Genomic DNA, 25,440 nt, shown 5'->3' on the forward strand with positions numbered 1-25,440 from the left:
CACGCATGTCAAAAGTAGCAGTCTTATTATCGGGTTCAGGTGTATTTGACGGTGCAGAGGTCAACGAAGTGGTGTTGACCTTGCTGCATATTGAAAAGCAGGGTGCGAGCTATCAGTGCTTCGCGCCGAACATTGCGCAAATGCACACCGTTAATCATTTAACCGGCGAAGCGGACGGCACAGCCCGTAACGTATTGGCTGAATCAGCACGTATTGCCCGCGGTAACGTTAAGCCATTGTCGGAGCTTGAGGTAGCTGATTTTGACGCTTTACTGGTGCCGGGTGGCTTTGGCGTGGCGAAGAACTTTTGTGACTTTGCCGTCAAAGGCGCCGATATGACGGTGCAGCCGGAAGTGCTTGCGGTCTGTTCTGGGTTTGCACAAGCCAACAAGCCTGCTGGCTACATGTGTATCGCGCCTGTGCTGCTGCCTAAGGTGTACGGTGAGGGCGTTACCTGCACGATTGGTAACGACGCAGATGTGGCCGCCGCGATTGAAAGTATGGGTGGACGCCATGTCGAGTGCGCAGTGGATGACTTAGTGACAGACAATACCCATAAAGTGGTGACCACACCGGCCTACATGCTGGCGAAGTCCGTAAGTGATGCCGATGCGGGGATCAGCAAGCTGGTCGCGCAGGTGCTCGCAACCTCGCTGTGAGTTACGGATGCGAGTAATCACTAACGCTTAAAGTCCGACTTAAAAGGGCTTTAAGCGCTCTAAACTTAACAAAACTTTACCTTGTTACAGATTTACTAAACTACTAGATGGTCAGGTAAGCACTTAAAATTCTACCCATTCAATCGTAAACCTCTATTACGGTTCGCATTCAAGGTAGAAACAAGTGATGAAAGGTATCATTGAGGCTTTTTTACGCGCACCACAGCGGGTGGCACAGGCCAATTGGCAAGGCCAGGTTATTTGGCTAAAAAAGTTTATGCCAAAAGGCCGCTTTGGCTTTGTTACGCTGCGCGACCTGATTGCTCGCAGCAATCGTAATCCTTTGTACTTCAGCACGGAAGCTCGGGGCCCCGAGCAAATCAGCGGTGAAATTAAGCGTTTAAGGCTGTTGCGCAGCCGCGGCGTGCATGTGCCTGAGGTGCTGGCGCATGGCGAGCAGTGGTTGGTGATGAGCGATCACGGTGCTTCATTACGCGCGCTCATCGAAGATACCACCTTATCTGAGCATCAACGCCTGCGTTTACTACAAGACGCTGCAAGCGCTTTAGCACAACTGCACAAGCGAGGTATGTGGCATGGGCGTCCAGCATTGCGCGACCTAACCTGGGATGGGGAACAGATCGGCTTCGTTGACTTTGAAGAAGACGTGGGCAAAAAGCTCAGCATTGAGCAATGCCAAGTGCGTGATGTGTTAGTGCTGCTGCATAATATTACGCGATATAGCACGTTTAGCACTTGGTCAACTGAGCAAGTGGTGCGCTATTGTGAGCAGGCATATAAACGTGAAGCCCCAGAGGCTATTTGGCAGCAGGCTGTACGTGTTGTTAACTCTATGTGGCTGCTGTACTTTCTGCTGTGGCTGACTCAGCCTGTGAGTGGTAAAGACGGGCGCGCAGCGCTGCGAATGCTGCGCTTTATGACATCGCAACGGCGTAGAATCCTGCGCCGAGCTCTATTTTACTTAACGCTTGTAGGTCAATTACTGTTGCTAAATCGTTTACTTGATATCTAGCATGTGCGCTATAGTAGAGCAAATTCAATGGGTCGCTAGCTTTCGAGCACGAGGCCTTTAGCATCTAAAAGACGTACATATCGACCATGGCACAGCCCTCAGTTAGTCAGCAATTTCCTTTAGCGCGCATGCATTGGGTGTTACCCGCGTTTTACGCTGCGGCTTTTGTGCTCGCAGCGCTTGCACGCTGGCTCACAGCTGATAGCCAAGGCGAGCGCATTAATCTTGCCTTGAGTGCGCTGGCTTTGGGCGCAGCCGCGCTGTGGGTGAGTCTATTACTGGTGCGTCCGAAGCCTGTTCACTTCCCAGCACGTAGCCGTGTGACTTGCCTTGAGTATATGCTTGCCAGCGCTTGGCTGGCGTGTGCTGGGCTGCTTGTATTGCACCCGGGGTGGCAGTTAGCCAGCCAACCGCCGAGCGGTTTTATGGCGATTGTGTGGGGAATAAGCTGGCTGGCGAGTTTACTTGGGCCAGTGGGATTAGCCTTTTTACTGGCGTGTTTAGCGCATTGGTTGCTACTGCAATGGTATTTGGACTATCGCCAAGCCTGCTGGATCGCGCTGGAAACCCGACAGCTCAAAGCGCTAAGTGGGGCTCTTGAAGCGCAATTGGTGAGCTTAAATGCTGAGCGTGACACATTTCATTTGGGCAATAAAGACGCCGCATATACGGCGACTAAGTTAGCCCATTGGCTAACGTATCGGCGCCATCGGCCGTTTAGCTTAGAGCTTGCGGCTAGTGGTTACAGTATTAGCGCGAGCCCAATTGATGCAGGTAATGCCAAAAAAGATAACGCGGTAGCGCCAATTCAGCGCACCGCGTTTATTGGGGCCTTTGATATTACCTTAAGTCAGGCCCAAGTAGCCGACGTGCAGCTCACGCTGCACGTGGCATAAGCATGGGTTAGCTTGCGGGCTCTAAGCGGTAAACCCCGCCATCACCTTGGTCGGTGACTAAATAGAGAAACCCATCCGGGCCTTGGCGGACGTCCCGAATACGGCCGATTGTTTCACTCAACAACACCTCTTCATGCACAATATCAGAACCCGAGAATACCAAGCGATGGAGCTGCTCGCGGTAGAGCGAACCAACGAACAAGTTGCCTTGCCAGTCAGGGAAATGGTCCGCGGTGTAAAATGCCATCCCTGAGGGGGCCATGTTCAGCGGTCCACAGTTCGCCAGTATCTGGGCGGAACGCTAATGCTTGGTTGTTGCGGTGGCCAAACGAATAGATCTCAGGGCGCAGGTTGCCCGGCGCTTTGCCAACAAACGGGTTCGCCTCAACCACTCGGCCGTCATCGTGGAGGCGTAAAATGGAGCCTGCCGGATCAGTTAAGTCTTGTGCGGGGCGGCGGATACCACGATCACCAATGCTAAAGTAAACGCGGTTGTCTTGGTCAAATACGATGCGCGAGCCGTAATGGCGGCCGGGTTCTTTTAACGGCCCTTCTACATACAACACTTCAACGTCGGTCAAACCATCGCGGTCGTCATTCAAACGCGCACGGGCCAGTGCCGTGCCGGTGGCATAGTCTTCATGGGAAACGCCATCATTGTCACCTGGGCTTGAATAGGTGAAGTAAATCCAGCCGTTATCGCTGTAGTCGGGGTGCAGGGCAACGTCTAACAAGCCACCTTGGTTACCACCTTCTGGCGCGGTTAATTGATCTTCTTCTGCGTCAATGTCGGGCAGTCCTGACAAATTGGTGACTTGCCCGGAGTGCACTAACAACATGCGGCCTGTGCGTTCTGTAATCAGCATGGCGCCATCTGGCAACCAAGCGACTGCCCATGGGTGCTCTAATTCACCCACGACACGGGTCACTTTAAATTGGCTCTCTTCACTGCTGTAAGTGTCTTTCACCACTTCGTGGTCAGTATCGACGCGGTCACTCGCTGCATAGGCGCTGGACATAAGACACGCAGCTACGCCCGTGGCGATTAAACTGGGTTTCCAAGCGTTGAATCTCGGCGGCATGATGTTTCTCCAATCATTGGGAATGAACAATAAACCTAGTCATGAATTGGGCTACGGGCAAATTTACGACGATTATCAAAAAGCCGTAAAGGGCGTGCAGACGGTTTTTCTTAAGGGATGAAACGAGTACCATAGGCGCCTAGTTGTTGACACCACGAGCTATTATGAAACACATCATCGATACCAATCGCTGGCCGCGTCGCGCGCAGTACGAATTTTTCAGTGAATTTGAAGAGCCTTTTTTTGGCCTAAGCGCAGACGTCGAATGCGGCGCTGCATATAGCCTATGCAAAGCTAAAGGGTATTCGTTCTACTTGTATTACCTGCATAAAATTTTGCTGGCCGCGAATCAAATCGAAGAATTCCGTTACCGCATTGAAGACCAGCAGGTGGTGTTATGGGACTCGATTCGAATTGGCGGCACGGTAGATCGTGCCGACGGTACCTTTGGCTTTGCGCATTACTCGTTTGCGCAAGACTTTGAGCAATTTGCCCAACTGGCTAAGGCTGAGATGGCACGTGTACGTGGGCGTAGCGATCTGGAGCATTCAGACGGCCAGGACGATATTATTCACTTCAGTGCGATACCTTGGGTGTCATTCACTAGTTTGAGCCACGCGCGGCATTTTAAGCGTGCTGATTCTTGCCCCAAGATTTCTACCGGTAAACTGCGTGAAGTAATGACTGGCAAAGGGCTGGCGACTGTGATGCCGGTGTCTGTGCACGGCCACCATGCGTTAATGGATGGCATGCATGTGGGGCGCTTTTTTGAACTGCTGGAAGCGCTCTTAGGCAGCGAATCGCAACCCTAGTGGGTGACGGACAAGCGCCATTGTCTGGCGCCGCTAGCGCCGGACTTTGCGCGCGATAGGCAAATAGCCAATTAAAAACAAGATCCAGAATGCGATAGCGTCGGCGGCGCTGATATAGGCATAGTCGAACGCCCCAGAGCGCACAATGGTGATTTTTACTACCGCAACCGCAAAGCCAATCGCGAGCATGGTATAGTGACTGCGAAAGCGACGACCGCTTAAGCGGCTACCCAGCCAGTAGCCGCTGACGACAAGTGCAGACATCAGGCAGGCCAGTAACCCAAGATAAAGTACGAAGCCAATACTGATATCGTCGGCAAATGCCATTTCAGGCAATCCAACTAGGTGCAAAAATACGTACCCAAGAAACAAAAAAATCACTACTTACGCCTTTGTCGTCGAAACTACCGTGATTCGCATCATACCGTTGCAAGCACGACATGACTAGTCAGGTAGCGTTGAGGTTGAGGTGACTCAGATGTCAAAATTGCCAAATTCGCGTGGTTTGAACCGCAATTTTTACCGCAATGGCCCTGACGTGCGTGGTGGCCAAGATGTATCGTTTGCTGACATCCAACGCGAGTATAATTTTTATGCGGTGCGCATTGGGCGCTGGGTGACGCCTGCGGAGCAGCAACGAGCCGCTAACCTCTTTTACGATGCGCTCTATGATTTGTCCGCATGGCTGCAAGTTCCGCCGCAAGTCATTTCGTTACAAGGCCAGCTTGGTCTTCACTTTGCGATTGGTGGCCAGCGTCATAGTTGTGCGCATTATGAACCTGCTGCACGGGTGCTGGCGCTGGCGAAAAATGCTGGCGGCGGCAGCCTGGCCCATGAATGGTTTCATGCGTATGACGACTACATTTGCACGCATATGTTCAGTCAGGTTAAGCAATTACCTAGCGGTGCTTTCGCAAGTAGTACATGGCTACAGCAAGACTATACGCCCCACCCATTGAACGAGTTACTGCATAAAGCGTTTAAGGCGTTGTACCTAAATACCAGTGGGGACGGGCCAAGCGACTTTATGCAGCATTGTTTACGGGTTGATCAAGCGCTAGGGCGGGTCTATTTTTCCATGCCTGAAGAGATGGCTGCCCGCAGCTTCGAGCACATGCTGCAATTGTTACCAAGCAAAAACTATTTTCTAGTCTCTGGCACTTTGCAAAGTGACACTGCCCAAGCCGGGCTTTACCCCCCTGACACCATTCAGGCTCGATTTGGCGCGGCTATACTTGGCTACTTTCATAGTTTAGGTGCCGCATTGCAGCGGCGTGAACAGCGCGGTGTGGTGAAGTAACCGCCGCGCCGCAAGTTATTCGGGGTTAGCGCTGCTGGCGACTTTAACTTCGTCGCCAGGCTTGGCGCCTAAGAGCTTCTCAACACGCATCAGTAGCATGATCAGCGCAATGCCCAAGCCGACGCATCCAAGGGCGAGGAGCATATCACTGCTGCCATAGATATCAGCATACTCACCTGGTGTTAGCCATTCGGTGGCACCCGCGCTTTGATGTTGCCAAGGCCAAATGCGCAGTAGCGCACCAATCACGACCCCGCACAACAAGGCCAGCATAGCGTCATGGAAGCGCTGTAATAGGGCACTTAAAATACGTGAAAATACCAGTAAGCCGACAATACAACCAGTTGCAAATAAGGCTAAGCGAACAAGATTAAAGTCGCTTACCGCCGCCACCACTGGTGCGTACATGCCCATCAACAGCAACAAGAAACTGCCTGAAATGCCAGGTAGGATCATCGCGCAAATGGCGATAAAGCCTGCAATTAAGAACATCCAGGTTTGTGGGCTGCTTTGCACTGGGGTTAAAAAGCTCACGGCAGCTGCCACTAGCACGCCAAAACCCAGCAAAAGCCATCGCTTTGGCGTGAACCGAATGGGTTGTAAAAGCAGTGGTAAGGCCCCTAAGATTAAGCCGTTAAACAGTGCCCATAAAGGCACCGGCCGGTGTTCCAGCAAGTAGGTGATAGCACTTGCGAGTGTCGCAATGCTGATTAATATGCCACTAAATAAGCAGAGCAAAAAAGTGCCGTCAACATGCTGCCAAAACGTCCCCCAACGCCCACGGCGAAGTAGATTGAGCGCAGTCAGGTTAAACCGGGTTAACGCCGTTAAGAAGCGATCGTAAATGCCTAAGATAAACGCGAGAGTACCACCCGAGACGCCCGGCACAATATCCGCAGCGCCCATCGCAAGGCCTTTAATCAACCAATTGATATATTGCTTCATGGTTAGGCTGACTCGCTGTCCGCATTGGCTTTCGAGCCGCTATTGCTGCCGTCACTGACGACTTGATCGCGCCCTTGTTGCTTAGCCCGATACATCGCTTTATCGGCACGCTCAACAATACTGTCCCAGGTCTGATCATGCTGAAATTCTGCGACCCCGATGCTGACAGTAACCTTGGGTAAGTCGCCCACCTGCAAGTTAGCCACCGCCTGGCGTACCCGCTCTGCCAGGCCAAGGGCGTCATTGGCGCGGGTATCGGAAGTAATGACGATAAACTCCTCGCCCCCCCAACGCGCAAAAATATCGGTTTCACGAACTAAGCCCGCAACTTCATCGCATACCGCTTGTAAGACTTGATCGCCGACGTTATGCCCATGCTGGTCGTTAATTTGCTTAAAACGGTCTAAATCAAGTAGCAGTACCGACAACGGGTGTTGGTAACGTTTGGCCTTCTGCAGCCCTTCTTTTAAGCGCTGTTCGGCGTAACGACGATTCCACACCCCAGTCAGGTCGTCGCGCTCAGCCAGTTCGGTCAGCTTGGCATTCGCACAGGCGAGCTTTTCGTTGAGACTCTTAAGGTGCATGCTGTCGGTGACAACCAAGAGGTCACGGGCGAGGTCACGGGCGGCAAACAATGTTTCATCTGACCAAGGCGCACTCTGGCCTTCGACCTTTTGCTGCCACATGGCAAATGACTTACGTGGCCCCAGCATGTCGCCGGTCGCCCCTTTATACACTTGCTTTTCTGGTTTGCCTGCCCAACTGCGAACTTCAACTTCTTCCTTGCGGTAGAATAGCAACCAAGCCGGTTCTTCGCCCTGAAGGTACATGGGTACCGCCATTAAACCAGCAAAGTCGCGGTCGTCCGATTGCAGGGTCAACCCAGTACTTTGCAAAATGTTGCGGGTCGACCAATAAGGCTGGCGCTGGACGTTCTCATTCAGCCATGCAGTGATAGCTCGGCAGCTAGTTTGAGTAGGTAAATTGCCCATTGAGCAAACCCTTTGCTGGCCTTCAATGTAACAACAACCGTCCGCATTCAGCACGTCTAGCCAGCCTTGTGCATGGTTATCAAATAATTGCTGCGGGGTTTGACTTCTGGCGTCGTCACGCGCCATGGTGTCACGTAGCTTATGTACTTGACGTTGGTAGCCCTGAGTCGCTGCTTGCTCCAGGTAAAAGAAACGTTGGCTGGCGTACTGCACCATTAATACAAGGGCTTCACGGGTTTTTACGTTCAACCAAATATCTTCGATATGGTGACAAGCGATGATACCCCAGAGCTTATTTTCATTAAAAATACCAATAGAGCTCGACGCGGCGACCCCAAGGTTCTGCAAATACTGCATATGGATGGGCGACACCGCACGCAGCGCACCGGCACTCATATTCACCGGTGTCTGCTCGAGGGTATCAGCCGCTGCTTGTAACGGAATTGGATTTTGCGTTGCAGATCCTATTATCCGAAATGGGTTGTGGCTGTACATCGCGCGCGCTTGAGCTGGGATATCGCTGGCAGGGAAATGGTGGCCAAGCATGCTGCTAAGTCGTTGTCCGGTGGCGTCGGCAGTCACGCGGCCATGCCAATCGGCGTCAAACTGGTACACCATCACGCGCTCAAACCCTGAAACTCGGCGCACTTGACGGGTCAGCTCGTTGAGTAAGTCCTGTGGAGTTTGCTGGTTAGCAAATGCATGGATAGCGCGCTCAAGGGTGCGTCGGATACTGGTTTGGGCGTGGTGAGGCGCCAGTCGTTCTGCTTCGACGACCCAGTAACTATCACTTGCGTAGACCAAGTAGGCGATGCCGCCAACTTCTACGCTAAGGGTTTCACCAAATTGTAATGCCTCATGGGCTTGCTGCAGTACCCAACCATCAATCAAGCTATGTGCGCTGGCTTGCCAAATATCGTCAACGGCAAAAAAATCCGCAGCGTTGGCACTGGCCTGCAGCACACGTGAAAAATAGGGGCTAAACGCTAACATCGCGCCGTAGGGTTGGATACCCCCAGGAATATGAATTGGCTCTTGTTCACACGCGTCAATTAACGGCTGTAACTCTGATTGGCTCACGCTAAATAGCTCCCTTCATCAAGAGGATTAAGGTCGAGTACATGTTCAACTAAGTGCTGTAAGAACTCGAATAATTGGGTGGCAGCATGGCAACTTAGTGCGCATTGCTCAGCCGTTGGTGTGACTTGAGACAAGTGCTTAAGCAGCACAGGCCATGCATGAGGGCCGTCTGCTTGTGCGCTAAAATACGCTAAACCCGTGCTTGGGGTTAATTTTAGTAGCTTAGCAACTTTTGGTGCAATTATTTTAGCGCCTTGGCTCGAGCCTTCCACCACGTAGGCAAAGCCAAGTAACATCGCCTGTTGTTCGTTGGTGGTCGCGCTCTCAAACTGGTGACGCCAACTCGGTTGACCGCTATCGAATTGAGTTTCCGCGTTCATTGCGTTTAAATCCCGTAGCAACCAAGACAGGCGCGGTTGGTAGGTATACCCGTTTGGCAAATTGCTGGCCGAGCGAAAGCAGTCATCGACCTGCTGGTAGAACTGCGCGAACACGGTCAGCACTTGAATGTATCGCTCTCGGCTTAGACTACTTTGCAGCAGTTGGCGCATCAGCGCACTGCGCTCCAGCGCTTGGTGCGGAGCGCTGGTGGCTTGGCGCAGGTGAGCCAATAAGTCGTCATGTGAATTGTGTCGTTCAGGCATACATTACCAAACTATTGCATTAACGCAGCAGACTATCATGTAAGAACTCGGTCATCATAGTACGCAGGTGTAAAGATGTGCCTTCCCCTTCATTAATGCCATGGCTTCGATTCGGGTAGCTCATAAACTGAAACTGCTTTTGGTGGGCAACCAACTCATCAATCAGGCGCTCTGAACCTTGGTAATGCACGTTGTCATCGGCAGTACCATGTACCAATAGCAGCTTGCCCTGCAAATTAGCAGCATGGGTCACCGCACTGGTGTATGCATAGCTGTCAGCTGCGTCTGGCAATAAGCCTGAATAGCGCTCCTGATAAATGGTGTCGTACAAACGCAGATCAGGCACGGGGGCAAGGGCAATACCCGCGTGGAATTTATCCGGATAGCGGAATAGCGCATTTAAGGTTTGTGAACCACCGCCACTATGTCCCCAGATCGCCACCCGGTTGCCGTCAATATAAGGTGATTGAGCTAGAATGTGATCCAGCGCATCGGCTTGATCGCGTACAGTCACCACACCGAGTTGTTGATAGATCGAATGGCGCCATGCTTGTCCACGCGGGGCTCGCGTGCCGCGATTATCGATCGACACCACAATAAACCCTTGTTGAGTTAAATACTCGTGCCATAACCAACTGTGTCCTGACCAGCGGTCAGCAACCGTTTGTCCCCAGGGCTCGCCATACACATACATCACTAATGGATAGCTTTGGCGCGGGTCGAAGTCAGCAGGCCGCATCATGTAACCGTCAAGCTCAAGGCCATCACGTGCTGGTACGCAGAAAAACTCGGTCTCACTGGTTACGCGTTGGGCTAAGGTTTGACTCAGTGCGTGGTTCATTTCCAGCTCGGCAACTGTGCTATGTGCAGGCAGCGCGAGCATGCGTGTTTGTGGCGCTTGTCCCATACGTGACACCGTATGAATGGCATAATCGCCAGCATGACTAATTTGATAATCATGATAGCCAGGCCACTCAGTTGGGGTTAAGCGTTCGACTTGCTGTCCGGTCAAAGACACGCGTAGTAAGACGGTTTGTAACGGATTATCCGGCGCAGCTACGTAATACACCCAGCCTTGATTGCTGCGATCACTGACAATTTGTTTCACATCTATCACATCATAAGCATGCGCGTTCAAGTCAGCGAGTGGGGTAATTGTTGCACCGTCGGCACTGCGGTCCACGCGGTACAATTGGCGATAGCCAGCGCGCTCACTAAGCCAGGTAAATGAACGGCCCTGATTAAAGAACTGTAGGTCGTCGACTTGCTCGACCCAAGCATCGCTTTGCTCGCTGAGCAGGTGTTGCACTTGGCCGTCGTCAATTTGGGTGACCCATAAATGCATCGTATTTTGCGCACGATTCATTTGCTGTACTAACAGCTCGTCACTGTTGCCAGCCCACTGCATGCGCACTAAGTAGTGATCACGCGGTGCGCCTGGAATTTGCATCCACGTGGTGTCACCGCCGTCACTTGGTAGCACGCCAATCCGCATAGCCGAGTTGGTTTCACCTACTTTTGGGTAAGGGAATTGAGTCAGAGTCGGATACAGTTGCGAGACATTGTCTATCATTGTGAATAAAGGAACACCGGACGTGTCCAACTGCCAGTAGGCAATATGGCGACCATCAGGGCTCCAGCTAAAGCCGTCGCGCAGGTAGAACTCTTCTTCGTTGACCCAGTCGAAGGTACCGTTGATGATATCCTCGCTACCATCAAAAGTGAGCTGAGTGACCGTCATATCGGCCAGCGCCTGAACGTAAATATTATTGTTCTGCACAAATGCAACCCGGTCGCCTTGGGGGTTAAATTTGGCAAATTGCAGTGTCGCTTCGCTAAACTCCTGACCTAATTGGACTAAACTACCTGACCCCGCGTTAGCGTTGCGATCAAGCACCCAATAGTCGCCCAAGGTATGCGTGCGCCAGGAACGCCGCGTGTTGGTGAAGATTAATAACTTTTGCGCATCATCAGACCACACATAGTCAGCCACATTGAGGGCTAACGACTCGCCTTCCGGGGTTAGTTCGTTTGCACTGACCAGTACCTCACGCTCGCTACCGTCAGCACTGTAACGCACAATATCGACCCCTTCATTGTCACTGGCTTCTAAGGTCGTGTAACCGCTACCGTCCTGTAGCCAGCGACTGGTGGCAAAGCGGCGTACCTGAAAGGTGTTGTCCGCGTATACGTCGGCTAAACTAAATGTGGTCTCGGCGCTAGGCGACGGGGCTGGATTCGAGCTAACACAGGCGGATAGCAAGATAGTGGTGCTCAGTGTTAGGGCGGCGGTGATGCGAAGCATTGTGTTCATGCTGAATTCTCAAGCAGATCATTAGTGCTGGCAGTGTATCGGCTTTTTTAACAAAGAAACACTGTTACTCGACCTTGAACTTTTACGCCGTTATCCACATATCTTTATACATAAGGCTGCCAACAGAGCAGCACGCCATTCATTGACGCCGATGGGTCTGATGCCCATTAGGTCTAAGGGTTTTGTTGTATGAATCAAGCTGAACAAGCAAGTAATCCATTATTAACCGACTTTTTGTATCCGCCCTTTAGTCAAATCAAACCTGAGCATATTCAGCCCGCCCTTGAGCAAGCGCTGAGAGAGAGCCGTGAGTTGATTGAACGCCTAAGCGCACAGGCTCATCCTACTTGGGCGTCTTTGGTCGCTCCTTTAGAGGCTGCAGACGACAAAATTAGTCGTATTTGGTCGCCGGTATCGCATATGAATGCGGTGGTCAGCCAAGACGCTTTGCGAGAGGCGCACGACAATTGCCTGGCATTATTATCCGAATACTCGACTTGGGTAGGCCAGCACGAGGGGCTATATGCCGCCTACCAAGCGCTGAAAGACAGTACCGAATTTGCCCAGCTTAACCAAGCCCAGCAACGGGTGATTACCGATACACTGCGTGATTTTGAACTCAGTGGCGTCGCACTAAACGCCAGTGATAAAGCGCGTTATGGAGAGATCCAGAGCCAATTGTCAGAACTGGGGTCACGTTTTAGTAACCAGTTGTTAGACGCCACCCAAGCATTCGTGAAGCATGTGACAGACGTCAGTGAATTGTCTGGCTTACCTGACAGCGCATTACAAGCAGCAGCGGCTGAAGCCAAAGAGCGTGAGCTTGAGGGATACGTGTTTACCCTTGATATTCCAAGCTATCTGCCGGTGATGATGTACGCGGATAACCGTAAATTACGTGAAGAGATGTATCACGCCTTTACCACGCGGGCATCTGATCAAGGGCCAAATGCTGGCGAGTACGATAACAGCGAGGTGATGCAGCAAACCTTAGCGCTGCGCCATGAGCTAGCCAGCTTACTGGGTTTTGAAAACTACGCGGAGCTGTCGCTGGCAACTAAAATGGCGCAGTCGCCAGACCAAGTCTTGGGTTTTCTAAATGACCTAGCCGCGCGTTCGTTGCCTGCAGCAAAAGACGACATGCAGCAGTTAACCGAATTTGCGCAGCAGCAAGGTGTGGATACGCTACAGGCTTGGGATTTGGCCTATTACGGTGAGCAGCTAAAGCAGCAAACCTATGCGATTTCTGACGAAGCACTGCGCCCTTACTTCCCAGAGCAACAGGTCGTGAGTGGCCTGTTTGAAGTGGCTAAGCGCTTATTCGGTGTTCGTATTGAGGCGCAGCAAGATATCGACACTTGGCATCCTCAAGTGCGGGTGTTTAACATCTATGATGCCGACAATACCCATCGCGCGAGTTTTTACCTGGATTTATACGCCCGCGGTAAAAAGCGCGGCGGTGCCTGGATGGCGGAGTGTGCAGTGCGCCGACGTTTAGACGATGGGTCATTACAAATTCCCATCGCGTATTTAACCTGCAACTTTAACAAGCCAGTGGGTGACCAACCTGCATTATTCACCCATGACGAGGTGATCACTTTGTTCCATGAATTTGGACATGGTCTGCATCATATGTTGACGCAAGTTGAGGTCGCTGGGGTGTCTGGTATTAACGGGGTTGCCTGGGACGCGGTTGAATTACCCAGTCAATTCTTGGAGAACTGGTGCTGGGAGACTGAAGCCTTAGCATTTATTTCCCGTCATTATCAAAGTGGTGACCCGCTCCCAGCGGATATGTTGGAGCGTATGCTTGCAGCACGAAACTACCAATCAGCCATGCAAATGGTGCGTCAGCTTGAGTTTTCGTTATTCGATATGCGCATCCACATGGCGCCCGATGTAGATATTCAACAGACCTTGAACCAAGTTCGCGAGCAAGTTGCAGTGGTGAATCCGCCGAGCTATAACCGGTTCCAGCATAGCTTTGGGCATATTTTTGCAGGTGGCTATGCTGCTGGCTATTACAGCTACAAATGGGCTGAAGTTTTGTCTGCGGATGCTTTCGCACGCTTTGAAGAAGAAGGCATATTCAACCCGCAAGTCGGACAAGACTTTTTACACGCTATTCTGGAGCGCGGCGGTAGCGATGATGCGATGGCGCTATTTACTGAGTTTCGTGGTCGTGAACCGGATATTCAAGCGCTGTTGCGCCATAGTGGTATCGCGGCTTAGGCCGCGATAAACAGCATCAAGCGCACGGCTAACGCGATAAGCACGACAAAGAGCACAATGAAAATGATACCAATCACAATATAAGGGATTGGGTTTCCTTGGGTAAAGTCTCTGGCGCGTGCTTTTTCACTTTGCACACCGAATAACGCAGCGAGTACACTGAAGCAAATTTGCCAAAACGTGGGTCTCGACGAATGGACGTGTTTCACGCAGTTAAAAACCTCGGGTGCTTGGGCTCTGGTGACCTGACGCAGGCTGCGTCGCGTGGTCGCGCTTACCAGCAAATAAGAACTCTAAAACGTCTAAGTAATGAAAGCTAAATGCGCGGCGCTGACTGGGCTGCTGGCTGGCCTTTTTAGGGGCTGCAGCCGTTGCGCCAGGCGCGGCAATTTGTTCGCTTGTTGCAGGGTGAGTGAGTGCAGGTAAATGAGGTGCCGCGTCGACAGTGTTTGCTGTCATGTCAGCGGCTGAAGTCGTGGTGGCCGATGTAAGATATGCTGTCAATAGCCCACCAATCAGCATTGCGGTGAGCGCAAGCGCAACCAAGATACCGCCATATGTTTTAACGAATGACATGAAACTGACCTCAACTCTTCCTTTTGACTGGCTAATCTATCACCAATGTAACAGGAAATCTACATTGTTGTACGCTATCGCTGGTATTAACAACAGGTGATTACACGGCTATTGCTTGCTAAACTAATGCCGAACTATCGCCGAATGTCTCCAACCAGTGGAAGAGTGACCGATGCAAGCACGTGATTATTGGATAGCACCCTCAATTTTGTCAGCCGACTTTGCTCGCTTGGGTGAGGAAGTTGATACGGTTTTAGCGGCAGGCGCCGATGTCATTCACTTTGACGTGATGGATAATCACTTTGTCCCCAATTTAACCATCGGGCCTATGGTATGTGAGGCCTTGCGCAAGCACGGTGTCACCGCGCCCATCGACGTCCATTTAATGGTTGAACCTGTGGACCGTATCGTGCCTGATTTTGCCAAAGCGGGGGCGTCGATGATTACCTTTCACCCTGAAGCATCGACGCATATTGACCGCACCTTACAGCTGATTCAGGACCACGGTTGCCAAGCTGGATTAGTATTCAACCCGGCCACGCCACTGCACTTTTTAGATTATGTGATGGATAAAGTAGACATTATTTTGCTGATGTCGGTGAATCCAGGCTTTGGCGGGCAGTCTTTTATCCCAGCCACTTTAGATAAGATTCGCGAAGTCAGAAAACGCATTGACGTCAGCGGCCGACCCATTCGTTTAGAGGTCGATGGTGGGGTTAAAGTCGATAATATCAAAGAAATCGCCCGCGCAGGTGCCGATATGTTCGTCGCGGGCTCAGCCATATTCAATCAGCCCAATTACCAGCAAGTCATTGCCGACATGCGTGCTGAACTGAGCGATATTCATAGCTAAACAACGCACTCCATGCGTCGTTGAAAAGTATCAGAAACAAGGGAAGACCCGATGACCAAACCTGTAGTATTAAGCGGATGCCAACCGTCAGGGCAGCTAACCATAGGCAATTATATGGGCGCGCTGCGCCAGTGGGTGACGATGCAGGACACCCATGACTGTAAGTTTATGTTAGTTGACCTGCATGCGATTACCGTGCGCCCAGATCCAGCGGCACTGCGTGAAGCGACCTTAAACGGTTTGGCTCTGTATGTGGCTTGTGGGCTCGACCCGCAACGCAGCACCTTGTTCTTACAATCCCATGTACCAGAGCATTCGCAGTTGGCTTGGGTGTTAAATTGCTATACCCAAATGGGCGAACTGAACCGCATGACCCAGTACAAGGACAAGAGTGCGAAGAGTGAAGCCAATATGAATGCCGGCTTGTTTACCTACCCGGTACTTATGGCTGCAGATATCTTGCTGTACAACGCCAACCAGGTGCCTGTGGGTAATGATCAGAAGCAGCATTTAGAGTTAGCGCGTGATATTGCCACCCGCTTTAATAATGTATTCGGCGACACCTTCGTAGTACCTGACCCGTTTATTCCGGAGCATGGTGCGCGCATCATGAGCCTGCAAGATCCAACCAAAAAAATGTCGAAGTCGGATGATAACCAAAACAACTTTATTGGTTTACTGGAAGACCCGAAGAAGGTGGCGAAAAAGATCAAGCGCGCGGTGACCGATTCAGACGAGCAAGCGCGGATTTACTTTGACCCTGAGCAAAAGGCAGGGGTGTCGAACTTACTGACGTTGTTGTCTGGCGCAACAGGGCGGTCTATTGAATCCTTAGTGCCTGAATACGAAGGCAAGATGTATGGGCACTTAAAAGGTGATGTCGCCGATGCTGTGGTCGCTTTGCTTGAGCCAATTCAGGCGCGCTATCACGCGCTGCGTGAAGATCAAGCTGCACTCGATGTGATTATGCAAGCCGGCGCTGAAAAGGCACGTGAGGCGGCAGCGCATACTCTGCAGCGAGTCTATGACACCGTTGGCTTTGTTGGCTTACCGAAATAAGCCTTAGTTTAATTGGCGCACGGCGCGCTCCAGCGTCGCTGCGCTAAACTCACCTATATGGGCATAGCTAATCTGCCCATCACTATCAATAAATAATGTGGTCGGTAGTGCGCTTGAGCCTATTGCTCGACCAAATTCCGCATTCGGGTCGAGTAGTACATGTGGTAGCTCAAGACCCTGACTGGATAGAAAGTCGCGTACCTGCTGACTGCTTTCGCCTTGATTCACTGCAACAACATGGACATTCGGATAGCGCGTTGCGGCGTCTTCCAGCAGTGGCATTTCGCGCACACACGGTGGGCACCAGCTAGCCCATAAGTTGATGATCACTGGCTGGCCCAAGTACGCGTCAGCAAGGTTTACTGGCTGGTTTGATGCCGACTCGGACTGTAATTGCACAAGTTCAATGGCGGGCAACCCTGCATGCGCGTGTTGTGCGCTATACCATTGGCCGGCGCTATAGATTACTACTGCTCCGATAAGTGCACTAGGAATCACGGCAAACGCTGCACGCGGTATCTGCGTATGTTGTTGACGTAACTTCGCCAGTAAGCGCGTCTCGCGCAGGCTCCAGAGTATTCCTGCGACCACCCCAGCCCACAGTTCAAAGCCGCCGTCGCGTAAGTTGATTATTTGCCACGGAGCGGCTACATACATATCGACATATTTGATTACAAAAACAGCACGCGCACTTAGCAAACCCACCGCTATAATACGAAGCACTGCATCACCTAAAGCAACTTGTGTGCGGCGACCAAGTAGCCAAGCGATGAGTAAGGCAATAAGGCTGGCTGCGATAAAAATCAAATGCGATGTAGCAAAGGCGAAAGGCCCAATGGTGGTTGACATACGCTTGGCTCCGACGCCGATGATAAAAAGAATGATCCCAATTTAACTGAGGAATATGAAATGAACATGATGCGGATATTTCAAGGCGCATTGTTAAGCACTTTGCTGATGGTCAGTTCGGCGCATGCGTCGCTACTTTGGAAGATTTCGGGCAATGACTTAGAGCAACCGTCTTACCTGTTTGGCACCATCCATTTGATTTGTGGCCAAGACTTTTACATGGACGAGCGCATTGAGCAAGCCTTTGCCAGCACAGATGCGCTGGTGATGGAGCTCGATATGAGTGCAGCGCAAACGATGATGCGTCTGCAACAGCTCATGGTGAGCCCAACGGGTCCTTACCTGCAAGACCATTTAAGTGAAGAGCAACTGGCTGAAGTCGATGCTTACTTTGTCGATAACTTTGGCGCAGGGGTTGCTCAGCTTGGGGTGCTTAAACCAATGGCGTTAAGCTCGATGGTGATGGTCGCTGGTTTACCTTGTACCGACATTAAGTCATATGAGCTGGAATTTGCGCAAATGGCTGAAGCTCACGACATGTCAGTGATGGAGCTTGAAAGTGTTGAGTTCCAAATGGGTATTTTCGATGATATCCCAGTCGCCGAGCAAGTAGGCTGGTTGTATGAAGCGATTAGCAATGAAGAGCAAGCTCAAAGTATGCTGCGTGAGATGAAACAAACATACTTACGCGAAGACCTCGACGCATTGATGGATATTATGCAGCAAGACCCGCAATTTGCTGACCATATGGATGTGCTGCTAGATCAGCGTAACCAAAACTGGATTGCACCAATTCGTGACATGGTGCATGAACAAAGCGTGTTTATTGCCGTTGGTGCGGGTCATTTACCAGGCGAGCAAGGGGTTATTCAGTTGCTCCAACAAGCGGGCTACCAGGTTGAACCTATCACCCGCCAGTAAGTTCGCCATTACAATTGGTTAATGGGTAGCTTTAAGTAAACTTTGCCGTCGGCGTCTGCTGGCGGCATTTTCCCTCCACGAATATTGACCTGAATCGACGGCAAAATCAGGCGTGGCATCTCTAATGATGCATCGCGCTTATCGCGCATTGCCACAAACTCTTCTTCGCTGACGCCGTCACGCACGTGAATATTGCTTTCACGTTGCTGCGCCACGCTGGTTAAGTATTCATGACCACGGCCTTCTTTAGGATAGTCGTGGCAAATGTAGATTTTAGTCTGTGCAGGCAATGCCAACAGCTTTTTAATTGAGCGGAATAATGTGGTTGAGCTTCCACCTGGAAAGTCACAACGCGCCGTGCCAACGTCAGGCATAAATAGCGTATCACCCACAAACAGTGCTTGGCCGTTGATCAGATAAGCCAAGTCGGCTGGCGTATGACCTGGGGTGTGAATCACTTCAAAGTGTAAGTCGCCCACAGTAAAGGTTTCACCGTCACTGAATAAATGGTCAAAGTCGGCGCCATTGGGTAAAAACTCTTTTTCCAGATTAAACACGTCTTTGAAAATTTTCTGCACGCCGCGAATATGCTCTCCTATCCCGACTTTGGCACCTAACTGGTCGCGCAAAAAGGGTGCAGCCGAGAGATGATCGGCATGGGCATGGGTTTCCAGAATCCATGCGATAGTAAGCTTTTCTTCATGCACAAAATTGACAATATTTTGCGCACTGTGGGTATGAGTGCGACCAGATTTGTAATCAAAGTCGAGCACTGGGTCAATGATCACGCCCTGACGTGCTTGCTCGTCAAACACCACATAACTAAAAGTTTCACTGTCTTGGTCCAAAAATGCTTTTACTTTTGGGCTAGCAAGTTGCGCGTTCATAACGGCCTCCGTAGCTGCATTAAATTTAGGTTATATATATATTCTTTTTTGTTATCCTTCAAGTTGACAGGCTAAAATCAAAGCGATTAACTTGATAGAGGTCATCGAAGCACGCTAGATTTTAAGCGTCGAGTTTTACACCTCGCGACGCTGTACTAGGCTTATCGGTGGTAGATGGAGCTGGGTATGGCGGCCATAAACGTGATAAATTGCTCCGATGAGTCAGATTTTTTAATGCGGTAAAGTGCCGCAATTTAGCACTGACATTAGAATGCCAAGATTAAGGCAACATTAAATAGGCACTGGATAGCTTGGTTATGCCGTCCACTGGATATTTTTCAATAGAAAAACTAATCAGTGCAAGATTTTATATCCAGTGTGGCTTGCGCTAGCTTTGGATAGTATATGCGCAGGTATCTCGGCTTACGAAGGAGTAGCTGATGGAACTAGATCCACTCTTACTGTCGCGAATTCAGTTCGCGTTTGTTGTGTCATTTCACGCCATTTTTCCTGTTTTCACTATAGGCCTCGCGTCTTATATCGCCTGCCTTGAAGGTATTTACTATAAAACAGGTAATAAAGATTGGGAGCGTCTCTCAAAGTTCTGGATTCAAGTCTTTGCTGTTGTATTCGGCATGGGCGTGGTATCCGGAATAGTGATGGCATTTCAGTTCGGCACCAACTGGAGTAACTTTGCTTATACCGCGGCCAACTTCTTAGGCCCAGTTTTAAGTTACGAAGTGGTCACTGCGTTTTTCCTGGAAGCTGCGTTCTTAGGGGTTCTGCTGTTTGGTCGCGATAAAGTACCCCAAGGTATCCATTTCTTCTCAGCCTGCATGGTGGCGATTGGTACCTTTATTTCGTCATTCTGGATTTTGTCAGCGAACAGTTGGATGCACACGCCGCAGGGTTTCGAGTTCCGTGACGGCCTAGTTTACGTGACCAGCTGGTCGGAAGCGATTTTCAACCCATCATTAGCACCACGCTTTTTCCATATGGCAATCGCGTCATTCTTGACCGGTGGGTTTGTCGTGGCAGGTGTTAGTGCATGGTATTTATTGCGCAAGCGCGACGTGGAACTGCACCGCAAAGCGTTATCTATGACGCTCTGGCTACTGTTAATTCTGGCCCCGACTCAAGCGGTGGTTGGTGATTTGCACGGCCTAAATACGCTTGAGCATCAGCCTATGAAAGTAGCGGCGATGGAGGGTAACTGGGAAACCAGTGAAGGCGTTCCATTATTGCTGTTTGCCATACCCGATCAAGAAAACCAGACGAACCGCTTCGAAGTGGCGATACCTAAACTTGCAAGTTTCATTTTAACCCACGATTGGGACGGTGAAGTGCCTGGTTTGAATGAAGTGGCGCCAGAAGAGCAGCCACCGGTGGCCATTGTGTTCTGGGCGTTCCGAGTCATGGTCGGCATTGGTTTGCTGATGATATTAGTTGCCTTTACTGGCTTAGTGCTGCGCCGCAAACAGGCTTACGCACATACGCCTTGGTTCTTAAATACATTGCGTTACATGGCGGTGACCCCGTTTATCGCCGTACTCGCAGGTTGGTTTGTGACTGAAATTGGGCGCGCGCCCTGGTTAATCTATGGCGAATTTACCCACGCTGAGGGGTTAACACCGTCACTGACTGGGGGCATGGCGCTGTTTACCTTAATTGGCTACATCTTGGTGTATGCAGCTATTTTTGGGGCGGGCTTGTATTACCTCATGCGCGTGTTACGCACGGGCGCTGAGCAACGTACGTACGGCTACGACAAAGCAGGCAAACGTCCGAAACGGCCACTTTCAATCGCCGATGCGGATTGGGAAGAAGACGCCGATGAAGAGAGCAAGTGGAATACCACTGCCCAAGATAAAGCTGAGGAACAAGGAGCACGCTAATGGTTGAGCCAGTATTTGACTTAGTTTACATCTGGGCTGGAATTATTGCCTTTGGTGTCATTATGTATGTGCTGATGGACGGCTTCGATTTGGGCCTTGGGGTATTATTCCCCTTTGCCCCGAACGAAGAAGCACGGGATTTGATGATGAACTCAATTGCACCGGTTTGGGACGGCAATGAAACATGGTTGGTGCTTGGTGGTGCGGGGTTATTGGCGGCATTTCCGCTGGTGTATGCGGTATTTTTACCGGCTTTGTATATCGGCGTGTTTTTGCTGGTGGCCGGGCTGATTTTCCGCGGTGTCGCGTTTGAGTTTCGCTTTAAGGCGAAAACGTCGCGTTACCTCTGGAACTGGTCATTTACCATAGGCTCGACCGTGGCGGCGTTTGCTCAAGGCGTGGTCGTCGGCGCGTATATTGAAGGCTTTGAAACCCACAATATGCAGTATGTTGGTGGTGCGATGGATTGGCTCACACCATTCACTGTGCTGACAGGTGTAGGGATTGTGATCGGGTACGCGCTGCTAGGTGCGACTTGGCTGATTTTGAAGTCTGAAGGCTATATCCAAGATTGGGCGTACAAGATTGCGCCGTGGTTATTACTTGGTGTGCTGGGCGTATTTGCGGCTATCAGCGTGTGGACGCCGATGATTGACCCGTTTGTGGCGGATCGTTGGTTTGGCGGTGTGAGTTTGATTTGGTTAATGCCAGTGCTCGCAATGCTATGCGCGTACCGTATTTTCAGCAGTATTCGCCAGCGTCGTAACGGTACGCCGTTCGTCGCCACCATGGGTATGTTTGTGTTTACGTATTTAGGCCTACTTGCCAGTAAGTTCCCGTATGTAGTGCCACCTAACTATACCCTTTGGGACGCATCGTCGGCGCATGAGTCACAGTTATTTTTGCTCATTGGTCTGCTGTTTGTGATTCCGTTTGTGCTGGGTTATACCGCATTTACGTATTGGGTATTCCGCGGCAAACTTAAAGCGGGTGAGGGCTACCATTAAGTGAATCAGCAGGCTCAGGCAGGCGCTAAGCAGTACCTGGCTGCGTTAACTCAACAATTACGCGGCTTGTTACGCCAAGCTCGTTTCGCAGGTGCGCTGCACGGCGCCCTGCAGGTAGCGAGTATTATTGCATTAGCCGTGTGGGTGAGCTTGAGTGTTGAACATGCTGAAATCCAGTGGGTGTGGCTGCCTGTTATCGTGATACTACTCGGATTGCGTTGGCTGGCGGCCAACTGGGCGAGCGCCACCGCGCATAAACTGGGCAGTGCGGCGCAGCAAGCCGCTCGCGCGCAGTTACTCAAGCGCTGGGCCGAGGTCGACCCCGTAAGGCCTCAGGTCAGCACCGAGCGTGCTAACCTGATGGTAGAGCCGAGTGAGCAGTTATTCGGTTACTTCGCCCGCTTTTTACCTCAGTTGTCCCATGCCCTTGTCATCCCGTTACTCATCCTTGTTGTCGTGGCATGGTTAGATTGGATAGCCGCGCTGTTCTTGCTATTTGCGGCGCCAATTATTCCTATCTTTATGGCGCTGGTCGGTATGGGCGCTGCACGCCTCAATGAGCGCCATATTCATACAACACAGCGCTTAGCGGGCTTATTTGTTGACCGCGTTCGCTATCTTACCAATCTTAAATTATTTGGCGCGGAGACACGCGCGTTAAGCGATATTGAAGAAGCTGGCGATGTCATGCGGCGCAGCAATATGGCAACTCTTAAAATTGCGTTTTTATCGTCCGCAGTGCTGGAGTTTTTTGCTGCCGTAGCGATTGCAGCAGTGGCTATTTATGTCGGCTTTTCATTGTTAGGTTATTTCACCTTTGGCCCTGCTGCGAGCATGAACTTTGTCTCTGGGTTAACGATTTTACTCTTAGCACCGGAGTTCTTTCAGCCGCTGCGCAATTTGTCCGCGCACTACCACGACCGTGCCGCTGCTCTGGCTGCCGCAGGGTTACTGCAAGTCGAGCAACAAGCGCTCAAGGCTGGGCCTGAAGCCAAGGTTAAGCGTGACGCAGACAGTGGACTCCATCTCACTCAGGTGAGCTTTGGTTATCGTCAAAAGCCAGTCATCGCTGATTTTAGCTGGCCACTTCAAGGCGGGCAGATAGGCGTGCTGAATGGTCCTTCTGGCAGCGGCAAAACGACTTTACTCAAGCTTCTGACCGGGCAACTGCTGCCCCAGCATGGCTGCATCTCGATACCCAATAGTTCACATATCGCTTACATGGCTCAGGAGCCCTACGTGCTTGCAGGTAGCATTGCCGACAACCTGCGCTTAGTGCGCCAGGATGCATCGAATCAAACACTCCAGCAAGCGCTCAGTAGCGCGGGGTTAGACAAGCCATTGGACACCATGATAGGTGAGCAAGGGCAGGGGCTATCCGGTGGTGAATTACGCCGCTTGGCGCTAGCGCGGATGGTGTTGCATCCTTCTCCCTTGATGATCTTCGATGAGCCTACCGCGGGTTTGGACGCTGCGACCTCGCAAACGGTATTGCGCGCAATCAACGAGTTACGCGCACCAGGTCGGGTTATTGTCATCTGTAGTCATGACCCCGCAGTGTGGCAGTTAGCCGACAGCCTGGTTAGTACTTTAAAAGGTCCTGTGGAAGGGGCGCACATATGAGTAGTTGGCGATTATTAACACCTTGGTTGTGCGCGCTCCAACGTCAACCATGGCGAACAGCCCTTGGGTTTGGTCTGATGCTGGCAACGGCGTTATTTGGCATTGGCTTGCTCGGTTTGTCCGGCTGGTTTATCACTGCGACAGCGGTATTTGTCGTCGCTTTTGATATTTTCATGCCAGGTGCGGGTATTCGCGCATTTGCCATTTTACGCACGGTGGCGCGCTACGCAGAGCGTCTGGCTAATCATGACGCTATTTTGCGTGTGCAGCAGCAATGGCGTGTCAATTTGTTTGCAGGGCTCACGCGACAGCCAACGTCAACGCTTGAAAAGGTTCGGGTTGCGCACACCTTGCAGCGTTTAACTCAAGACCTACAAGCCTTAGATGACCTCTACATTCGAGTGTTGGCCCCCTTTGTGATGAGTGCGCTGCTGACTTTACTGTTAGGCGCCGGTCTGTACCTGCTGGCGCCACAGTTAGCTTGGTTGGTGTGGGCACTGGGCGCTGTACTGCTTAGCGTCCATGCGAGCGTGTTGGCACCAAGGCTGCGCCAGCGTGCAGCCACTGAACTGGCATATAGCGAAGCGTTGCGCCAACAGGCATTAGATCTTATGCAAAGTAAGGCTGAATTGCTCGCCTGGCAGGTGTTTACACAGGCGAGCGCGCAGGTTGCCGCATCCGCAGATCAGCTCGATAAGCATCAGGCACAGTTGCGCCAACGTTTATGGCGCCTGCAACATATTGTTGAATTGCTGGGTATGTTGGGTGTCGTTGCGGTGTTTGCCATGGCGCTGACCTTCGCGCTGCAGGGTAGCTTTAGTTTACCCTTGGCGGTACTTGCGGGCTTGGCGATGTTAGCCATGATCGAAAACTGGACATTACTGCCGCAGGTGAGTTTATTGTGGGGGCGGGTCACCGGTGCTGCAGAGCGCTTGCAACCGCTGCTAATCGCCAGCCAACAGCCAACCAGCCTGCCAGCTTTGAAGCGTGCGGGTGCACCCGCATTGAAGCTGGTTGATGTCGTCCCGGCGGGACGCCAACTACCCCCTGTGAGTGCCACGATAGAGGCAGGCTGTCTGCATTGGTTACAGGCCAAGTCGGGAGCTGGAAAAAGCTCGCTGTTGTGGTGTCTCAGTGGTCAATTACCGCTGGCGCAGGGGCGCATAGAAGTCACTCAACAGCAGCAAACGCAACCTTTACAGCAAGTTGCTGTGAGCTTTTTAACTCAGCATAACGCCGTGATTAGCCAAACTATTGCCGCAAACCTTCGCATGGGCGACCCGAAGGCGACAGACGATGCCCTATGGGCGGTATTAGAGCAGGTCGAACTTGCGGATGATGTGGAAGCCTTAGCAGAGCAGCTCGACACTTGGGTGGGCGATGGCGGCGTCGGTTTGTCTGGCGGACAGGCGCGGCGCTTGATGCTAGCACGTGTCTTGTTGCATGCAGCTAATTCCGATTTAATCTTACTCGATGAGCCATTTAATGGGGTCGGTGATGCCCAAGCACGGCGCATTTGGGCGCGCGTATTGCCTGTGTTACAGGCAAAAACTACGATAGTTGCCAGCCATACCGCGCTACCTACCGAAGCGCTGCCCCGCCGTATCCAACTATGATATGATTGCGCGCCAATGTTGTTTGTCGCGTAAGCCACCAGACAGTTGCGGGTGAATCCCCTTCGTTTGTAGCGGGCTTTTTCAACAGAACTTACTCGGAGCAGTGCCCACCATTATGTTGGTCATGATCGACAACTACGATTAGCATCCATCAAGCTCCATTGT

Annotated in this window: 24 protein-coding genes; 13 read left to right on the forward strand and 11 right to left on the reverse strand. The window is 51.4% G+C overall.

Features of this window, described 5'->3' with window-relative positions:
• The first annotated feature begins 5 nt into the window (after positions 1-5).
• From elbB to CWE07_RS07280, 3 genes are all read left to right on the forward strand, one after another.
• A complete protein-coding gene (elbB, locus tag CWE07_RS07270; RefSeq protein ID WP_111569176.1) occupies positions 6-659 on the forward strand; it encodes an isoprenoid biosynthesis glyoxalase ElbB in 654 nt (217 codons plus the stop codon).
• Positions 660-846: 187 nt separating this feature from the next.
• On the forward strand, positions 847-1,692 hold the full coding sequence (locus tag CWE07_RS07275) for a phosphotransferase (RefSeq protein WP_111569175.1): 846 nt from the start codon (positions 847-849) through the stop codon (positions 1,690-1,692).
• Between the two features lie 86 nt (positions 1,693-1,778).
• A complete protein-coding gene (locus tag CWE07_RS07280) occupies positions 1,779-2,588 on the forward strand; it encodes a hypothetical protein (RefSeq protein WP_111569174.1) in 810 nt (269 codons plus the stop codon).
• 7 nt (positions 2,589-2,595) lie between these two features.
• On the opposite strand, the gene CWE07_RS14400 is transcribed toward CWE07_RS07280, so the two are convergent.
• Positions 2,596-2,835: a PQQ-dependent sugar dehydrogenase gene (locus CWE07_RS14400; protein WP_198679894.1), complete on the reverse strand. Its 240-nt coding sequence runs from the start codon at positions 2,833-2,835 to the stop codon at positions 2,596-2,598.
• Positions 2,804-3,670, reverse strand: a complete 867-nt coding sequence (locus CWE07_RS07285; RefSeq protein ID WP_198679895.1) for a PQQ-dependent sugar dehydrogenase — start codon at positions 3,668-3,670, stop codon at positions 2,804-2,806. The genes CWE07_RS14400 and CWE07_RS07285 overlap by 32 nt, the downstream gene beginning before the upstream one ends.
• Positions 3,671-3,834: 164 nt before the next feature.
• On the opposite strand from CWE07_RS07285, the gene CWE07_RS07290 reads away from it, so the two are divergent.
• Complete coding sequence (locus CWE07_RS07290; RefSeq protein WP_111569173.1) at positions 3,835-4,482, forward strand: CatA-like O-acetyltransferase; 648 nt, start codon at positions 3,835-3,837, stop codon at positions 4,480-4,482.
• A gap of 33 nt (positions 4,483-4,515) precedes the next feature.
• Here the strand turns inward: CWE07_RS07290 and CWE07_RS07295 are convergent, their stop codons facing one another.
• On the reverse strand, positions 4,516-4,863 hold the full coding sequence (locus CWE07_RS07295) for a hypothetical protein (RefSeq protein ID WP_111569172.1): 348 nt from the start codon (positions 4,861-4,863) through the stop codon (positions 4,516-4,518).
• A 97-nt stretch (positions 4,864-4,960) separates the two neighbouring features.
• Between CWE07_RS07295 and CWE07_RS07300 the strand changes: the two genes are divergently transcribed.
• Positions 4,961-5,782, forward strand: a complete 822-nt coding sequence (locus tag CWE07_RS07300; protein ID WP_111569171.1) for a CLCA_X family protein — start codon at positions 4,961-4,963, stop codon at positions 5,780-5,782.
• Between the two features lie 15 nt (positions 5,783-5,797).
• Here the strand turns inward: CWE07_RS07300 and CWE07_RS07305 are convergent, their stop codons facing one another.
• Genes CWE07_RS07305 through CWE07_RS07320 form a run of 4 tightly spaced genes read right to left on the reverse strand, consistent with a single transcriptional unit; the run spans position 5,798 to position 11,757 of the window.
• The gene (locus CWE07_RS07305; protein ID WP_111569170.1) at positions 5,798-6,727 is read right to left on the reverse strand and encodes a DUF368 domain-containing protein; all 930 of its coding nucleotides are present in this window, start codon (positions 6,725-6,727) and stop codon (positions 5,798-5,800) included.
• Between the two features lie 2 nt (positions 6,728-6,729).
• A complete protein-coding gene (locus CWE07_RS07310; protein ID WP_111569169.1) occupies positions 6,730-8,799 on the reverse strand; it encodes a sensor domain-containing diguanylate cyclase in 2,070 nt (689 codons plus the stop codon).
• Positions 8,796-9,443 carry a biliverdin-producing heme oxygenase gene (locus CWE07_RS07315; RefSeq protein ID WP_111569168.1) on the reverse strand — a complete coding sequence of 216 codons (648 nt, stop codon included), beginning with the start codon at positions 9,441-9,443 and terminating at the stop codon, positions 8,796-8,798. Before CWE07_RS07315 ends, CWE07_RS07310 begins: the two co-directional genes overlap by 4 nt.
• 19 nt (positions 9,444-9,462) lie before the next feature.
• Positions 9,463-11,757 carry a S9 family peptidase gene (locus tag CWE07_RS07320; protein WP_241974092.1) on the reverse strand — a complete coding sequence of 765 codons (2,295 nt, stop codon included), beginning with the start codon at positions 11,755-11,757 and terminating at the stop codon, positions 9,463-9,465.
• A gap of 189 nt (positions 11,758-11,946) precedes the next feature.
• Between CWE07_RS07320 and prlC the strand changes: the two genes are divergently transcribed.
• Entirely contained in the window at positions 11,947-13,989 is a 2,043-nt protein-coding gene (gene prlC / locus CWE07_RS07325) for an oligopeptidase A (protein ID WP_111569166.1), read from the forward strand.
• On the opposite strand, the gene CWE07_RS07330 is transcribed toward prlC, so the two are convergent.
• Together CWE07_RS07330 and CWE07_RS07335 are read right to left on the reverse strand one after the other, a co-directional pair.
• Complete coding sequence (locus CWE07_RS07330; RefSeq protein ID WP_111569165.1) at positions 13,986-14,198, reverse strand: DUF2970 domain-containing protein; 213 nt, start codon at positions 14,196-14,198, stop codon at positions 13,986-13,988. The genes prlC and CWE07_RS07330 overlap by 4 nt on opposite strands.
• 4 nt (positions 14,199-14,202) lie before the next feature.
• Positions 14,203-14,565, reverse strand: coding sequence for a hypothetical protein (locus CWE07_RS07335; protein WP_111569164.1), 363 nt, complete (start codon positions 14,563-14,565; stop codon positions 14,203-14,205).
• 172 nt (positions 14,566-14,737) lie between these two features.
• Here CWE07_RS07335 and rpe point away from each other — a divergent pair, with 172 nt between their 5' ends.
• Positions 14,738-15,418: a ribulose-phosphate 3-epimerase gene (gene rpe, locus CWE07_RS07340; protein WP_111569163.1), complete on the forward strand. Its 681-nt coding sequence runs from the start codon at positions 14,738-14,740 to the stop codon at positions 15,416-15,418.
• Positions 15,419-15,469: 51 nt separating this feature from the next.
• Positions 15,470-16,477: a tryptophan--tRNA ligase gene (gene trpS / locus CWE07_RS07345; RefSeq protein WP_111569162.1), complete on the forward strand. Its 1,008-nt coding sequence runs from the start codon at positions 15,470-15,472 to the stop codon at positions 16,475-16,477.
• 3 nt (positions 16,478-16,480) lie between these two features.
• Here the strand turns inward: trpS and CWE07_RS07350 are convergent, their stop codons facing one another.
• Positions 16,481-17,326, reverse strand: a complete 846-nt coding sequence (locus tag CWE07_RS07350) for a TlpA disulfide reductase family protein (protein WP_111569161.1) — start codon at positions 17,324-17,326, stop codon at positions 16,481-16,483.
• A 60-nt stretch (positions 17,327-17,386) separates the two neighbouring features.
• On the opposite strand from CWE07_RS07350, the gene CWE07_RS07355 reads away from it, so the two are divergent.
• Positions 17,387-18,247 (forward strand): TraB/GumN family protein, encoded by an 861-nt coding sequence (locus CWE07_RS07355; RefSeq protein WP_111569160.1) that lies wholly within the window; start codon positions 17,387-17,389, stop codon positions 18,245-18,247.
• A gap of 8 nt (positions 18,248-18,255) precedes the next feature.
• Here CWE07_RS07355 and CWE07_RS07360 read toward each other — a convergent pair whose 3' ends face one another.
• Positions 18,256-19,134 (reverse strand): MBL fold metallo-hydrolase, encoded by an 879-nt coding sequence (locus tag CWE07_RS07360; RefSeq protein WP_111569159.1) that lies wholly within the window; start codon positions 19,132-19,134, stop codon positions 18,256-18,258.
• 440 nt (positions 19,135-19,574) lie between these two features.
• Here CWE07_RS07360 and CWE07_RS07365 point away from each other — a divergent pair, with 440 nt between their 5' ends.
• The 4 genes from CWE07_RS07365 to CWE07_RS07380 are packed head-to-tail and all read left to right on the forward strand — an operon-like array spanning position 19,575 to position 25,275.
• Complete coding sequence (locus CWE07_RS07365) at positions 19,575-21,029, forward strand: cytochrome ubiquinol oxidase subunit I (RefSeq protein ID WP_111569158.1); 1,455 nt, start codon at positions 19,575-19,577, stop codon at positions 21,027-21,029.
• Positions 21,029-22,036 (forward strand): cytochrome d ubiquinol oxidase subunit II, encoded by a 1,008-nt coding sequence (gene cydB, locus CWE07_RS07370; RefSeq protein WP_111569157.1) that lies wholly within the window; start codon positions 21,029-21,031, stop codon positions 22,034-22,036. The genes CWE07_RS07365 and cydB overlap by 1 nt, the downstream gene beginning before the upstream one ends.
• The gene (gene cydD / locus CWE07_RS07375) at positions 22,037-23,659 is read left to right on the forward strand and encodes a thiol reductant ABC exporter subunit CydD (RefSeq protein ID WP_111569156.1); all 1,623 of its coding nucleotides are present in this window, start codon (positions 22,037-22,039) and stop codon (positions 23,657-23,659) included.
• On the forward strand, positions 23,656-25,275 hold the full coding sequence (locus CWE07_RS07380; RefSeq protein WP_111569155.1) for an amino acid ABC transporter ATP-binding/permease protein: 1,620 nt from the start codon (positions 23,656-23,658) through the stop codon (positions 25,273-25,275). Before cydD ends, CWE07_RS07380 begins: the two co-directional genes overlap by 4 nt.
• Positions 25,276-25,440 lie beyond the last annotated feature (165 nt).

Source organism: Aliidiomarina maris (assembly GCF_003987335.1).
GTDB classification, from domain to species: Bacteria; Pseudomonadota; Gammaproteobacteria; order Enterobacterales; family Alteromonadaceae; genus Aliidiomarina; species Aliidiomarina maris.

Excerpts from the sequence above, each read along its gene's own strand:
- CWE07_RS07360 (WP_111569159.1), bottom strand. The coding sequence starts at position 19,134 with ATGAACGCGCAACTTGCTAGCCCAAAAGTAAAAGCATTTTTGGACCAA.
- cydB (WP_111569157.1), top strand. The coding sequence starts at position 21,029 with ATGGTTGAGCCAGTATTTGACTTAGTTTACATCTGGGCTGGAATTATT.
- CWE07_RS07350 (WP_111569161.1), bottom strand. The coding sequence starts at position 17,326 with ATGTCAACCACCATTGGGCCTTTCGCCTTTGCTACATCGCATTTGATT.
- CWE07_RS07320 (WP_241974092.1), bottom strand. The coding sequence starts at position 11,757 with ATGAACACAATGCTTCGCATCACCGCCGCCCTAACACTGAGCACCACT.
- prlC (WP_111569166.1), top strand. The coding sequence starts at position 11,947 with ATGAATCAAGCTGAACAAGCAAGTAATCCATTATTAACCGACTTTTTG.
- rpe (WP_111569163.1), top strand. The coding sequence starts at position 14,738 with ATGCAAGCACGTGATTATTGGATAGCACCCTCAATTTTGTCAGCCGAC.
- CWE07_RS07280 (WP_111569174.1), top strand. The coding sequence starts at position 1,779 with ATGGCACAGCCCTCAGTTAGTCAGCAATTTCCTTTAGCGCGCATGCAT.
- trpS (WP_111569162.1), top strand. The coding sequence starts at position 15,470 with ATGACCAAACCTGTAGTATTAAGCGGATGCCAACCGTCAGGGCAGCTA.
- CWE07_RS07285 (WP_198679895.1), bottom strand. The coding sequence starts at position 3,670 with ATGCCGCCGAGATTCAACGCTTGGAAACCCAGTTTAATCGCCACGGGC.
- CWE07_RS07380 (WP_111569155.1), top strand. The coding sequence starts at position 23,656 with ATGAGTAGTTGGCGATTATTAACACCTTGGTTGTGCGCGCTCCAACGT.
- CWE07_RS07315 (WP_111569168.1), bottom strand. The coding sequence starts at position 9,443 with ATGCCTGAACGACACAATTCACATGACGACTTATTGGCTCACCTGCGC.
- CWE07_RS14400 (WP_198679894.1), bottom strand. The coding sequence starts at position 2,835 with ATGGCATTTTACACCGCGGACCATTTCCCTGACTGGCAAGGCAACTTG.
- CWE07_RS07355 (WP_111569160.1), top strand. The coding sequence starts at position 17,387 with ATGAACATGATGCGGATATTTCAAGGCGCATTGTTAAGCACTTTGCTG.
- CWE07_RS07365 (WP_111569158.1), top strand. The coding sequence starts at position 19,575 with ATGGAACTAGATCCACTCTTACTGTCGCGAATTCAGTTCGCGTTTGTT.
- elbB (WP_111569176.1), top strand. The coding sequence starts at position 6 with ATGTCAAAAGTAGCAGTCTTATTATCGGGTTCAGGTGTATTTGACGGT.
- CWE07_RS07300 (WP_111569171.1), top strand. The coding sequence starts at position 4,961 with ATGTCAAAATTGCCAAATTCGCGTGGTTTGAACCGCAATTTTTACCGC.
- CWE07_RS07275 (WP_111569175.1), top strand. The coding sequence starts at position 847 with ATGAAAGGTATCATTGAGGCTTTTTTACGCGCACCACAGCGGGTGGCA.
- CWE07_RS07335 (WP_111569164.1), bottom strand. The coding sequence starts at position 14,565 with ATGTCATTCGTTAAAACATATGGCGGTATCTTGGTTGCGCTTGCGCTC.
- CWE07_RS07290 (WP_111569173.1), top strand. The coding sequence starts at position 3,835 with ATGAAACACATCATCGATACCAATCGCTGGCCGCGTCGCGCGCAGTAC.
- CWE07_RS07305 (WP_111569170.1), bottom strand. The coding sequence starts at position 6,727 with ATGAAGCAATATATCAATTGGTTGATTAAAGGCCTTGCGATGGGCGCT.